Origin of the sequence: Mesorhizobium sp. M0659 (assembly GCF_040320605.1) — a bacterium.
In the GTDB taxonomy this organism is placed as follows: Bacteria; Pseudomonadota; Alphaproteobacteria; order Rhizobiales; family Rhizobiaceae; genus Mesorhizobium.
This window is the reverse complement of record NZ_JAMYPY010000001.1, coordinates 115,376-128,558: the sequence shown is the minus strand read 5'-3', so window position 1 is coordinate 128,558 and position 13,183 is coordinate 115,376. Positions and strand designations below refer to the sequence as shown.

The window sequence follows — 13,183 nt, the reverse complement described above, 5'->3', positions numbered from 1 at the left end:
GCTTGGATTCCCGCTTATGGAAAATCATCGGTGTTGAAGTTGAACGACATAGGGCCTCAGGCCTATCGCGACGCGATGGCGCATTTTGCCGGCCACGTCCATGTGGTGGCTACCGACGGGCCCGCCGGCAAACGCGGCACGACGGTGATTGCGGCCTGTTCGGTGTCGGACACGCCGCCGACGGTTCTCGTCTGTCTCAACCGCGAGAATGCCAAGAACGAGCTGTTCGTGCAAAACGGCCGGTTTGCGCTGAACACCCTGGCTTCGCACCAGCAGCCGCTATCGGTGGCGTTTTCAGGCCTGACCGGCCTGTCGGCCGATGAGCGTTTCGGGCTCGGCGAGTGGGACGTCATATCGACGGGCGCGCCTACCCTGAAGGGCGCTCTCGCCGTGTTCGACTGCGAATTGATCGACACCAAGGATCTGGCCACCCATCGTGTGCTTTTTGGCAAGGTGACAGGCCTGCGCATGGGCGATAATTTGCGGCCGCTGATCTACCACGCCCGCGACTACCACGTGCTGGAAAGCGGGGCAGAGGCGGCAACGGAGAAAGAATGACCGAGCTGAAACCGCGCCCCGCGCCGCGGACGATCGACGAAACGCTCGATCTCCTGACCGGCGCGGACTATGTCGCGGACCGCTCGCTGGCCACCGTGCTGTTCCTGTCGCTGCGCATGCAGCGGCCGCTCTTCCTCGAGGGCGAGGCCGGCGTCGGCAAGACCGAGATCGCCAAGGTGCTGGCGCAGGCGCTCGGCCGCCGGCTGATCCGCCTGCAATGCTATGAAGGGCTCGACGTCTCCTCCGCCGTCTACGAGTGGAACTACGCTGCGCAGATGATCGAAATCCGCATGGAGGAGGCGGCAGGCTCGGTCGACCGCTCCGACATGGAGCGCAATGTCTTTTCCGAAAAATACCTGATCCGCCGGCCGGTGCTCGATGCGCTGACCGGCAAGGCGGGTGCGGCCCCGGTGTTCCTGATCGACGAGCTCGACCGCACCGACGAAGCCTTCGAGGCGTTCCTGCTCGAAATCCTGTCCGATTTCCAGGTGACGGTGCCCGAGCTTGGCACGATCAAGGCGGAGGAGCCGCCGATCGTCATCATCACCACCAACCGCACCCGCGAAATCCACGACGCGCTGAAGCGGCGCTGCCTCTATCACTGGGTCGACTATCCCAATGCCGAGCGCGAGCTGGAGATCGTGCGCCGCAAGGTGCCGCAGGCCAACAGCCGACTTTCCGCGGAAGTGGTGTCGTTCATCCAGAAGCTGCGCCGGGTCGAGCTGTTCAAGGCGCCGGGTGTCGCCGAAACCATCGACTGGGCCGGCGCGCTGACCGAACTCGACAAGGTGGCGCTCGATCCCGAAACCGTCTCCGACACGATCGGCGTTTTGTTGAAATACCAGGACGACATTGCCCGCATCGGCGCGGGCGAGGGCCGGCGCATCCTCGATGAGGTCAAGGCCGAACTGGCGGCGGCGGAGTAGGGCAGTGAAGGCGCCGGGTGCTTACCCCAAAGAGACCGAACCCAGAGAGGCGACGGAAGACGGGCGCATCGCCGACAACATCGTCTATTTCGCCCGCACCTTGCGCAAAGCGGGCATGCGCGTCGGGCCGGCTTCGGTCAAGGATGCGATCGAGGCGGTGCTGGCCGCCGGCATCGGTTCGCGCGACGATTTCTACTGGACGCTGCATGCCGTGCTTGTGTCGCGGCACGAGGATCACCCTGTTTTCGACGAAGCCTTCCGGCTGTTCTGGAAATCGCGCGAGCTGATCGAGAAACTTCTGGCGATGTTCTCGCCTGTGGCGCCCGACACCAGGGAGAAGCAAAAGCCGCGCGCGGCAGAAAACCGCGTCAGCCAGGCCATGTTCGAAGGCCACGAGAAGAATCGGCCGGTCAGGGAAATCCCGGAGATCGAAGTCGACGCCCGGCTAACCTTCTCCGGGAATGAAGTGCTGCGCGGCAAGGACTTTGCCCAGATGAATGCCGACGAGATGGCAGACGCCAAGAAGGCGATTGCCCGGCTGCGGCTGCCGTTCGACATGGTCCGTACCCGACGCTTCAAGGCAGACCTGCATGGCCGCCGTATCGATCCACGCGCCATGATGCGGTCGGTCGCCCGAACCGGCGGCGAACTGATCCTGCCGAAATTCCGTTCCGCCCGCAAGGTCCATCCGCCGCTGGTCGTGCTTGCCGACATCTCCGGCTCGATGAGCCAGTACACGCGCATCTTTCTGCATTTCCTGCATGCGCTGACCGAAAAACGGCGGCGCGTGCACACCTTCGTCTTCGGCACGCGACTGACCAATCTCACGCGGCAGATGCGCCATCGCGACCCCGATGCCGCCCTTGCCGACTGCTCGGCGGCGGTGAAGGACTGGTCGGGCGGCACCCGCATCGGCGATACGCTGGCGGAGTTCAACAAGCACTGGTCACGCCGCGTGCTCGGGCAGGGCGCGGTGGTGCTGCTGATCACCGACGGGCTGGAGCGCGACGATGTCGCCGGCCTGTCGGAGGAGATGGATCGCCTGCACAAATCCTGCCGGCGGCTGATCTGGCTGAATCCCCTATTGCGCTTCGACGGTTTCGAGGCCCGCGCCCGCGGCGTCAGAGCGATGCTGCCTCATGTCGACGAGTTCCGCTCGGTGCACAATCTCGATGCGCTGGCCGACCTCTGCGCCTCGCTGGACAAGAAATCGGCCGCTTCGGTCGATCCGCGTCGCTGGCTGGACGCTGGTGTCAGGCGCGCCGCATAGCCATATTGGATTCCGAAAAACAGGCTCCCAGAGAAAAACAGACTTTGAGGCAAGCGATCATGGACAACAGCATCTATCTCGATGAGGCCCGCGACCCCTTGATCATCGCGGAAGGCTGGATGAAGGACGGCAAGGATGTCGCCATCGCCACTGTGGTCGAGACCTGGGGTTCGGCGCCGAGGCCGGCCGGCAGTCATCTGGTCATTGACGCCGAAGGCAATTTTCACGGCTCGGTCTCGGGCGGCTGCGTTGAGGGTACCGTGGTGAGCGAGGCGATGGACGTCATCGACTCGGGGAAAGCGAAGATGCTGGAGTTCGGCGTTGCCGACGAAACCGCCTGGCAGGTCGGCCTGTCCTGCGGCGGCCGCATCAAAGTCTATGTGGAGCGGCTCGGTTAGGCATGGATCCCTACGCTCTCAAAGCCCTCAATGCCGAACGCCGTGCCCGCCGTGCGGCGATCCTGGTGACCGATCTCGGCGACGGCCGCGACCGCATCGTGCGTGAAGGCGATCCCGTCGCCGGCGATCTTGGAGCAGCGATCGCCAAGGCGTTTCGCACTGGCAATTCGGGTTCGGTCGAGGCGGAAGGGCGAACCTTCTTCCTCAACGCGCATTTGCCGCAGCCGCGCCTGGTGGTAGTCGGCGCCGTCCATATCAGTCAGGCGCTGGCGCCGATGGCCAGGATCGCCGGCTATCCCTTGGAGATCGTCGATCCGCGCACCGCCTTCGCCACCCCGGACCGTTTTCCCGATGTAGCCCTGCATGCCGAATGGCCGGAGGATGTGGTGAAGCGCCAGCCGCTCGACAGCTACACGGCGCTGGCCGCCGTCACCCATGATCCGAAGATCGACGATTTCGCGCTGAAGGCCGCACTCGACGCCAATTGTTTCTATGTCGGCGCGCTCGGTAGCCGCAAAACCCACGCCAAGCGCGTCGAGCGCTTGCTGGCGCTGGGCGCGACCGCCGACCAGATCTCTCGCATCCACGCCCCGATCGGCCTCGACATTGGCGCGGCGAGCCCGGCCGAGATCGCCGTCGCCGTCCTGGCGCAGACGATCCACGCCTTCCGCTCGCGCGGGCTGGAATCGAAAGGCGCTGCGGCGTGAGATTCGGTCCGGTTCCAATCGACCAGGCGCAAGGCGCGGTGCTGGCGCATGCCACGACGGCCGGCGAGCGGCGTTTCCGCAAGGCGCACAGGCTGAGCACGCAGGACGTGGCGGTGCTGAAGGCGGCCGGCATTACCGAGATCGTCGTGGCGGTGCTTGCCGCCGATGACCTCAGCGAGGATGCGGCGGCCGAAAAGATTGCTGCCAGCATGGCCCACCGCAACATAGAGGCAAAACCGGCCGCGACCGGCCGCGTCAACCTCCATGCCAAGGCCGCCGGTCTCTTCACCGTCGATGCCGCCATGATCGACGCCATCAATGCGGTCGACCCGACCATCACCATCGCCACGCTGGCGCAGCACGCGCCGGTTGAGCAGGGCCAGATGGTGGCGACGGTCAAGATCATCCCGTTCGCCGTTGCCTCGGCCCTTGTCGATGCGGTGACAAAGATCTGCGCCGGCGGCGAGATCTTCGCCGTCAACGCCTACCATCCGGTGCGCATCGGCGTCATCCAGACGGTGCTGCCCGGCATCAAGGCGAGCGTGCTCGACAAGACGCTACGCGTCACCGAAGCGCGGCTGGCACGCTCCGGCGGCCGGCTGACGACGGAGCGCCGCACGCCGCACGAAATTGCGCCCGTCGCCGAGGCCGCCGCCGCGCTGGCGCGCGACAACGACATGGTGGTGATCTTCGGCGCCTCGGCGATGAGCGATTTCAACGATGTCGTTCCGGCGGCGATCGAGGCAGCAGGTGGCACGGTGATCCGCGCGGGCATGCCCGTCGATCCCGGCAATCTGCTGGTGCTGGGCACGCTCGACGGCAAGCGCGTCATCGGCGCGCCCGGTTGCGCCCGCAGCCCCAAGGAGAACGGTTTCGATTGGGTGCTCGACAGGCTGATCGCCGGTCTCGACGTCACCGCCAAGGACATCGCCGGCATGGGCGTTGGCGGCCTCTTGATGGAAATCCCGACCCGGCCGCAGCCGCGCGAGCCGCTGCCGGCGGGAGCCGGGCTGAAGATCGAGATCGTGCTTCTGGCCGCCGGTCGCTCCAGCCGCATGGGCGGGCCGAACAAGCTTCTGGCGCTGTTCGACGGCAAACCGCTGGTGCGCCGGACAGTCGAGCGCGCACTGGCCTCGAAGGCAACCAGCACCGTTGTCGTCACCGGCCACCAGCGTGAGCGGGTGCACCAAGCCTTGACCGGCCTCGACGTGATCTTCGCCGACAATCCGGATTTTGCCGACGGCCTGTCCTCGTCTCTAAAAGCCGGCATTGCCCGCGTTGGAGCCGAGGCGGCCGGCGCCATGATCGTCCTCGGCGACATGCCGGGTATCTCATCGGCCGATCTCGACCGGTTGATCGAGGCCTTCCGTAGGGACGGCGGCCGCTCAGTGGTGCGTGCCGCCCATGACGGCCGCCGCGGCAATCCGGTGCTGCTGCCACGCGCGCTGTTTGGAGGCATCGCTCACCTCGAGGGCGACACCGGCGCCCGCCATCTGGTCGAGGCCGAGGGACTGGATGTCATCGACGTCGAGATCGGCGACGGCGCGTCGATCGATGTCGACACCCGCGAGGCGCTGGAAGACGCCGGCGGCGTGCTGCAGGATTGACAAAGCGAAGCCGAAAAACGCATGCCTTTAGCATGGCTCTCTCTTTACTTGCCTCAGCGCTTCTACCCCCCTCTGGCCTGCCGGCCATCTCCCCCTCAAGGGGGGAGATCAGCAGCCTCGATGGCGGCGTCTATCCTGCAGCTTTGAAGATTGGCGGAAGGCGACGTGATATCCAATCTCCCCCCTTGAGGGGGAGATGGCCGGCAGGCCAGAGGGGGGCGGCCGCGCTCCATAGCCTTCTGATTTCGCTCTTTTTCCTGTTCTCTGCCGCCCACGCCGACGCGCTCGAACTAAAACCCTACAAGGATGACCTCTTCGCCTATCCAGCGACGCTCTCGTCCACGGACAAAGGCGCCTACACCGTCATCGACTATCGCGAGATGCGCGACATCAACGACCGCGACGAAGTGCCGGAAAAGCGCGTGCATGCGCAGTATACCGACACCGGCGTGCGCAAGGTGCAGCAGGATTTGATGCTGAAAACCGATGCCGGCGATGTCAGGCATGTCGCTGTCGGCAAGACCGATGGCGCCGGCATCATCGTGCTTTACCTGCACGGGCAGGGCGGCAGCCGCAAGCAGGGTGTCGACGACTTCACCTTCGGCGGCAATTTCAACCGCATCAAGAACCTGATGGCCGGCAATGGCGGCCTTTATCTCTCACCCGATTTCACCGATTTCGGCGACAAGGGCGCGGCGCAGATCGCAGCCCTGATCGGCCACTATGCCGAGGCCTCGCCGGACGCGAAGATTTTCGTCGCCTGCGGCTCGATGGGTGGTGCGCTGTGCTGGAAACTTGCCGGCCGCGACGATACCGGACGGCGCATCAGCGGGCTGCTGCTGCTCGGCTCGCTATGGGATGACAGCTTCCTTTCGAGCCCGGCTTACAGGCGTCACGTGCCGGTGTTTTTCGGCCAGGGCAGCAAGGACCCGGTCTTTCCCGTGGAGAAACAGGAAGCCTTCTTCCGCTCCATCATTGCGAACTCGAAAGCCTATCCGACCCGGTTCGTCCGTTTTGAAACGGGCACCCACGGCACGCCGATCCGCATGGTGGACTGGCGCCAAACGTTGAACTGGATGCTGTCAAAAGCGCCCTGAGGCATATGGCCCAGAGGTGCCCGTTGGTTTTGGCGATCATGGTTCGGCCGATATCCTTACTGGGGTAGGCTGATATGATCCAACAGATCGGAAGCACAGCGATGGACGCTCACCCCTTCAAGATCCAAATTCCGAACGAACAACTTGAAGATCTCCAGCGCCGGCTTAGCGCAACACGATGGCCAATTCCGCTAAGCGAAGCGGGCTGGAGTGATGGGGCCGACCTGCCGTTCATCAAGCGCCTTGCGGATTACTGGCGAGACCGCTTCGACTGGAGAGTGCAAGAGGCGCGGCTGAACCGGCTGCCGCAATATCTGACGAGGCTGAACAACCTAGATGTCCACTTTGTCCACCAGCCAGGCAACGGACCGGCGCCGCTGCCGCTGATCATAACGCATGGCTGGCCCGGCTCGTTCATCGAAATGGAACACGTCATTCCATTGCTGGCAGACCCAGCTGCCCATGGTGGTGACCCGGCCGACGCTTTCCACGTGGTAGTTCCCTCCTTGCCCGGATACGGCTTTTCCCAGGCGCCGACGGAACCAGGCTTCCATTCCGGCCGCATCGCGGAGTTATGGGTACAGTTGATGCGGGGGCTCGGCTACGACCGCTTCGCTTCCCAAGGAGGCGACATCGGGGCGGGCGTTTCCGCCTGGATGGCACGGCTCCATTCCGAAAGCGTGCTTGGCGTCCACGTCAATTACATTCCCGGGAGCTATCGGCCACCCTTGGGTGCAGGTCTGCCACCCGTCACCGTTGAGGAGCAGGCCTTTCTGGACAACGCCGCGGCCTGGACGGCAACGGAGGGCGCCTATGCCCATCTGCAGGGCACGAAGCCTCAGACGCTTGCTTATGCTCTGACAGACTCGCCGATCGGTCTCGCAGCCTGGATGATCGAGAAGTTCCGTAGCTGGAGCGATTGCGACGGTGACGTGGAGCGCACCTTCGGCATGGACACGCTCCTTACGGATGTTTCGCTCTATTGGTTCAGCAACGCGCTCACCTCGTCCTTGCGGCTCTACAAGGAGAATCGACTGTTCCCTCTTGCGTTCGAGACGCTGGAACGCGTTTCGCCGCCATTTGGGGTAGCGCTTTTCCCTCGCGAGTTGCCGATGCCGCCTCGATCCTGGGTGGCGCGGGTCTTTGACGTTCAGCGATGGACATCGATGCCGCGAGGCGGCCATTTCGCTGCGCTGGAGGAACCGAGTCTTCTGGTCGAAGACATTCGCGCCTTCTTCCGGCCGATGCGTTCCCGGCCTGAAACGAGAAGGCGAATGTGAAGGACTGCTTGAGCGCGGCGGTTCCTGCTAAGACCCCTACGGCGCGGTGTTGTAGTCGACCACCGTCTGCGGGTTCTCCTCGCCATCGTAAGACGCGTCCACATCATATTGGACGAGGGAGAAATCGCCGTTACGGAACAGGTATATCCCCTTGTCCGAGGCGTCGCCGATGCCGCGCCATTTGTTGAACGTGGTCAGCGTCTTGGCTTCTTCGTCATATTCGGAATTGGCCGCCCAGCCGGTTGTGCGGAAGCCGATGATATCCATGCCCAGCAGTTTGCCGTCGCTGTCATTGTTCTCGTAACGGATATCCATTTCGGGCTCGGTGAACTGCAACTGCCGCACGCCCGATACTTCGTCGGTCATGTAGTAGACCGAACTTGCGTTATAGGCTGCCGCTTGGCAGTAGAACTCGAAAAGCCGCGTTTCCTTGTCGGGATCGCTGGCAGCCGCGTCCTTTGCCTTGTATTTGATCGAAAAGATGTTCGGCTCCTCGCCGAGAAATTGCTTGTCACACTGATCGCCAAAATCAGCGGCGAACAGTTTCTTCACGTGCTCGAGTGCGGTGTCCTTCTTCGGCGGCGGCGGCCCGTCACCACAGCTTGGCGGCAGCGCCCCCTCGAAATCGGCCTTGGATGGCTTCAGCGCGCCCTTGTCGATAAAGATCGGTCGGAACGGCGGGGCCTGGATCTGAGCGCTGACCTGGCGCAGCGTGTAGCAGCCGGCGAAAACTGCTTCCTTGCCGTCCTTGTCGGTGGCGCGGATGGCGACCGGAACGCTGTAATAGATGCTGCCGGCTGCGCCCTCGTCGGAAACAGCACCGGTTTCGACGTCGACCCTGCCGGTCCCGTCATAGCCCTTGACGAAGGTATCGAAATCCTTTGCCGGCTTGGTATCGCCGTAGTAAGCCCAGGCGCGGGCGAATTCGTGCCGGTTGATGGCGCTGTAGAGCGAGCGGATGACGGCTGCGGCATCCGACCTGTCATCGACGTAAGGGGCTTGGTCATCGGCTGCCGGTTCATCGTCGGCGAACACAGCCTGGCCGGATGCGGCAAGGGAGCAAAAGGCGGCCGCTGCCAGAAAGACGCGTCTCATCGGAGAATCTCCACCACGAAAGGAGCCTATCATAGAGATTGCGGCGACGTGGTGACGCTTGAAGAATCGCCCGGGAAGGCGCTACGTCCCGCGGTCGGCGCTTCAGCCGCAATGGAGATTTGACGTGACACTATCGATGTATGAAGCCTCGGTGCCGGTGTTTTCGGCCAGGCTGAAGGCGCTGTCCGGCGTGCTGTCGGCCGCCGAACAGAATGCAACTGAACGCAAGATCGACCCGCAGGTGTTTTTGACCGCGAGGTTGGCGCCCGACATGTACGCACTGGTCAGGCAGGTGCAGGTTGCCACCGACCACGCCAAGGGCGCGCCATCACGGCTGGCCCGTCGCGAAGTGCCGAAATACGAAGACAATGAAGCGACCTTCGCCGAGTTGCAGGCGCGCCTGACCAAGACGCTCGATCTGCTGGCGTCATTCTCAGCCGCCGAATTCGAGGGTTCGGATGAAAGGGTGGTCGAACTGAAGTTTGGCCAGCGCGAAGCCTCGATGCCAGGCATGCAGTATCTGCTGCATGTCGCCATGCCCAACTTCTATTTCCACGTGACCACCGCCTACGACATCCTGCGCCACAATGGCGTGCCGCTGACCAAGGGCGCCTATCTCGGTAATCGTTGACGAATTGCGCGTTGCGAGGTTTCCCGGCCGCTGCCGGGAAACCTCGTATGACGCTGGTTCAGCGCCAAGGCTTACTCAACGCAGTGACATTTCGCGCGCGATGCGTGGGAAATCGGCCGGCTTGACGCCGATGTCGGCGCGGTCGGCATTGCTCATCGAGTGCAGCAGTGCCAGGGCGGAACGATAACGCTGATGCTCCTGCGGACGCGGACGGGCAAACATTTCAGTGAAGAACCCCATGATTCGGCCCCTTGTTGATCCTCCACGGCGCCGAGTATAGGAAAATTGTGAAGATTGTGCAGTGCAGCATTTGCATGGCAGCCATGCCAAGCGATTTTTTTTCGGCACAATTGCCGCGTGCGCTGAAACTTGTGGCGCATCCCCACCGTATGCATAGACGCTGGCACATGGCCGGCTTTTCCTCGCCACTCCTGGCGAATTTCCGGACTGCATGCAAATGCAGTCCGGCTTTTTGTTGGGTCTTGCGCATCGCCAACCGGGCCCGCCCAAACCTCGCAAACGCCTAAACTGGTTAAGATCAGCGGCATTCATTTTTAACGAGCCGGTTCTATGCTGCGACCGGCTCTGTTCGCACGCTTAAACGAGGGGGAGGCTGACATCGGCGCCAAGCGGGATTTCGCTTCCTTGCTCGACGATCTGTTCGTTGCCTCCGACAAGGATGAGGCGGCGGAAGAGACGAGCGCCCGGCCGTCGATCCCGTTCGACTATCTCTCCGTGGCCGACGAGCTTCATTCCGGCCGCATCAAGGTCTCGGGCGAAACATTCGCCGCCGAATACCGCGAGGCGGGAGCCGATCTGGCCGCAGAATTCGCGGCCCTTCTCGATCATGCCAAGCTGGCGCTGGCCGGCGAGGAGGCAAAGCCCGAGGAAAAGCTGCCGCCGATCGACCCTGACGCGATCGCCGTCGAGCTCGGCCTCGATCATCCCGTCAAGAACGCCGATCTCGGCCGCATGCGCCGCAGCTTCGCCTTCGCCAACCACCCCGACCGCGTCGCGCCGCATTTGCGCCAGCGCGCCATGATCCGCATGCAGGTGGCCAATATGCTGATCGATGAGGCCAAGCGGCGCGCGCTGGCCGGCGTCCGGCGCTGACTTTTCCAGGGTTCACGCAAAAGTCGGGTTCCCTGAGGGTTGGAGAGCGGCGCCGCTTTCCCTATACATGCGGCTTCCTTCCCGCGCTGTCCGCGCAAACCTCCCGCCGGAGAAACCCCATGCACAAACGCCGTCTCGGTCGGACCGATCTTCTTGTTACCCAGATCTGCCTGGGGTCGATGACCTGGGGCGAGCAGAACACCGAGGCCGAAGGCCATGCGCAGATGGATCTGGCCTTTGAGCGCGGTGTGAATTTCATCGACACCGCCGAGCTCTACCCGATCCCGCCCAAAGAGGAGACTCAAGGACGGACGGAGAAGTTCATCGGCAGCTGGATGAAGGCCAACGGCAACCGCGACAAGGTCATCCTGGCCTCGAAAGTGGTCGGCCGCACCGCCAACAGCTGGTTCCGCGGCGGCCGTCCGTCGAAGCTGGTGCGCGCCGACATCTTTGACGCCATCGACAAATCGCTGGCCAAGCTCGGCACCGACTATCTTGATCTCTATCAGATCCATTGGCCGGAACGTGACATTCCCTGGGGCGCCAATCCGACCCGCGTGGGTGCTGTGCCGCGCCGTGCCGACGCCGTTGGCGCGCCGGCCGGCGAGACGCCGATCGCCGAGACACTCGCCGTCTTCGAGGAGCTGGTGAAGGCGGGAAAGATCCGCCATCTCGGCCTGTCGAACGAGAACTCCTGGGGCGTCATGCGCTTCATTGCCGAGGCCGACAAGGGCGTCGGCCCGCGCATCGTTTCGCTGCAGAACGCCTACAATCTGGTCAACCGCACCTTTGAGGTGAACCTCGCCGAAGTCTGCGACCGCGAAGAGGTTGGCTTTCTCGCCTATTCGCCGCTGGCGCAAGGCTATCTCACCGGCAAATACGACCATGGCGCGCGACCGCAAGGCTCGCGCTCGCAGCTGTTCAACCGCGGCCAGCGCTACGAGACGCCAAATGCGGCGGAGGCGCAGCTCGCATACAATAAACTGGCGCGTTCCTTCGGCCTTGAACCGGCGCTGTTTGCCAACGCCTATGTCGCCAGCCGGCCTTTCGTCACTTCCAGCATCATCGGCGCGACGACGATTGCCCAGCTTGAGATGGCGCTGTCGTCAGCCGACGTGACCTGGACCGACGAGATGCAGAAGGGCGTGGATGCGATCCACCAGCGCGTCGGCAATCCGTGCCCATAAGCAGACCATTTGGCCGGAATTGCCGAGCAAAGACAAGGGGAAGGGACAGCCATGGATTTTCCGATCGAGACCGTCAGGGGAAAATTTCCGGCGCTGGACCTGACCGATAACGGCCGCCGTCGCATCTATCTCGACAATCCGGCCGGCACCCAGGTGCCGCAAGCGGTTGCCGACGCGGTGGCGCGCTGCCTCCTCACCACCAACGCCAATCTCGGCGGCTATTTCGAAACCACGCTTGCCGCGCAAAAGGTGTTCGACGACGCCCATGCGGCGATGGCCGATTTCCTGGGTGCAGCGAGCGCGGAGGAAATAATCATCGGCGCCAACATGACGACGCTGACCTATCACATGTCGCGCACGCTCGGCCGCGGCTTCAAGCCGGGCGACGAGATCATCGTCACCCGCATGGATCATGAGGGCAACGTCTCGCCCTGGCTGCAGCTGGCCGAAGATCTTGGCCTCGTCGTGCGCTTCCTGCCCTTCGACGAAAAGAGCTGGCAGGTCGAGGAGGCGGCGCTCAGCGCTCTGCTCACCGACAAGACTCGGCTCGTGGCGCTGAACTATGCCTCGAACCTCACCGGCTCGATCAACCGGGTCAAGGCGCTGACGCGAATTGCCAAACAGGCCGGGGCGCTGGTCTATGTCGATGCCGTCCAGTTCGCGCCGCACGGGCTGGTCGACGTGCAGGATCTCGGCTGCGACTTCCTGATCTGCTCGGCCTACAAATTTTTCGGCCCGCATATGGGCATATTGTGGGGACGCCGCGACATCATCGATGCGCTGCAACCCTACAAATGCCGTTGCTCTTCCAATGGCCTGCCGGAGCGCTTCGAACTCGGCACGCCGCAGATCGAACTGATGGCCGGGCTTACCGCAGCGGTCGATTACTTCGCCGAACTCGGTGCTGCGGCCGGCGAGGGCGGTTCGCGAAGGCAAAAGATCGCAAAGGCATACGAAGTGTCGATCGCCTACGAAAACCCGCTGGCGCTGAGGCTGATCGATGGGCTGTCCGCCATTGAGGGCCTGACCATCCGCGGCATCACCGATCAGAAGCGTGTCATTGAGCGCGTGCCGACCGTGTCCTTCACCGTCGACGGCATCGTGCCAGAGACGATCGTGCGGCAGATGAATGCCGAGAACATTTTTCTATGGTCGGGTCACAACTACGCCTGGGAGATCGTCCACCATCTCGGCATTCCGGCCGAGCAGGGCGTCGTGCGCATCGGTATTGCGCACTACAACACGGCGGCAGAGATCGACGAGACGTTGGAAAGCGTGCACCGGGTGATCGCCATGCTGAGGCAGCAGCGCTAG

The 13,183-nt window shown here is 63.3% G+C and carries 14 protein-coding genes; 12 read left to right on the top strand and 2 right to left on the bottom strand.

Annotation, left to right across the window (positions count from 1 at the left end; translation table 11 throughout):
- Nucleotides 1–30: 30 nt before the first annotated feature.
- The 8 genes from NKI31_RS00645 to NKI31_RS00610 all read left to right on the top strand — a co-directional run bounded on the left by NKI31_RS00645 (nt 31) and on the right by NKI31_RS00610 (nt 7,843).
- Complete coding sequence (locus NKI31_RS00645) at nt 31–558, top strand: flavin reductase (protein ID WP_352650034.1); 528 nt, start codon at nt 31–33, stop codon at nt 556–558.
- On the top strand, nt 555–1,484 hold the full coding sequence (locus NKI31_RS00640) for an AAA family ATPase (protein ID WP_023700847.1): 930 nt from the start codon (nt 555–557) through the stop codon (nt 1,482–1,484). The genes NKI31_RS00645 and NKI31_RS00640 overlap by 4 nt, the downstream gene beginning before the upstream one ends.
- A gap of 4 nt (nt 1,485–1,488) precedes the next feature.
- A complete protein-coding gene (locus tag NKI31_RS00635) occupies nt 1,489–2,754 on the top strand; it encodes a vWA domain-containing protein (protein ID WP_286441947.1) in 1,266 nt (421 codons plus the stop codon).
- A 59-nt stretch (nt 2,755–2,813) separates the two neighbouring features.
- Complete coding sequence (locus tag NKI31_RS00630; protein WP_023669077.1) at nt 2,814–3,152, top strand: XdhC family protein; 339 nt, start codon at nt 2,814–2,816, stop codon at nt 3,150–3,152.
- Nucleotides 3,153–3,154: 2 nt separating this feature from the next.
- Complete coding sequence (locus NKI31_RS00625; protein WP_352650031.1) at nt 3,155–3,859, top strand: XdhC family protein; 705 nt, start codon at nt 3,155–3,157, stop codon at nt 3,857–3,859.
- Nucleotides 3,856–5,466, top strand: a complete 1,611-nt coding sequence (locus NKI31_RS00620; RefSeq protein WP_352650029.1) for an NTP transferase domain-containing protein — start codon at nt 3,856–3,858, stop codon at nt 5,464–5,466. The genes NKI31_RS00625 and NKI31_RS00620 overlap by 4 nt, the downstream gene beginning before the upstream one ends.
- A gap of 185 nt (nt 5,467–5,651) precedes the next feature.
- The gene (locus tag NKI31_RS00615) at nt 5,652–6,563 is read left to right on the top strand and encodes an alpha/beta hydrolase family protein (RefSeq protein ID WP_352462366.1); all 912 of its coding nucleotides are present in this window, start codon (nt 5,652–5,654) and stop codon (nt 6,561–6,563) included.
- A 74-nt stretch (nt 6,564–6,637) separates the two neighbouring features.
- Nucleotides 6,638–7,843, top strand: a complete 1,206-nt coding sequence (locus NKI31_RS00610) for an epoxide hydrolase family protein (RefSeq protein ID WP_352462365.1) — start codon at nt 6,638–6,640, stop codon at nt 7,841–7,843.
- 36 nt (nt 7,844–7,879) lie between these two features.
- Here NKI31_RS00610 and NKI31_RS00605 read toward each other — a convergent pair whose 3' ends face one another.
- A complete protein-coding gene (locus NKI31_RS00605; RefSeq protein ID WP_352650027.1) occupies nt 7,880–8,938 on the bottom strand; it encodes a DUF1176 domain-containing protein in 1,059 nt (352 codons plus the stop codon).
- Between the two features lie 124 nt (nt 8,939–9,062).
- Between NKI31_RS00605 and NKI31_RS00600 the strand changes: the two genes are divergently transcribed.
- Entirely contained in the window at nt 9,063–9,569 is a 507-nt protein-coding gene (locus NKI31_RS00600; protein ID WP_023690171.1) for a DUF1993 domain-containing protein, read from the top strand.
- A 75-nt stretch (nt 9,570–9,644) separates the two neighbouring features.
- On the opposite strand, the gene NKI31_RS00595 is transcribed toward NKI31_RS00600, so the two are convergent.
- Entirely contained in the window at nt 9,645–9,809 is a 165-nt protein-coding gene (locus tag NKI31_RS00595) for a hypothetical protein (RefSeq protein WP_023690170.1), read from the bottom strand.
- A gap of 330 nt (nt 9,810–10,139) precedes the next feature.
- On the opposite strand from NKI31_RS00595, the gene NKI31_RS00590 reads away from it, so the two are divergent.
- The 3 genes from NKI31_RS00590 to NKI31_RS00580 all read left to right on the top strand — a co-directional run bounded on the left by NKI31_RS00590 (nt 10,140) and on the right by NKI31_RS00580 (nt 13,183).
- Nucleotides 10,140–10,682, top strand: coding sequence for a hypothetical protein (locus NKI31_RS00590; RefSeq protein WP_023706484.1), 543 nt, complete (start codon nt 10,140–10,142; stop codon nt 10,680–10,682).
- A 119-nt stretch (nt 10,683–10,801) separates the two neighbouring features.
- The gene (locus NKI31_RS00585) at nt 10,802–11,869 is read left to right on the top strand and encodes an aldo/keto reductase (protein ID WP_352650024.1); all 1,068 of its coding nucleotides are present in this window, start codon (nt 10,802–10,804) and stop codon (nt 11,867–11,869) included.
- A 51-nt stretch (nt 11,870–11,920) separates the two neighbouring features.
- A complete protein-coding gene (locus NKI31_RS00580) occupies nt 11,921–13,183 on the top strand; it encodes a cysteine desulfurase-like protein (protein WP_352650022.1) in 1,263 nt (420 codons plus the stop codon).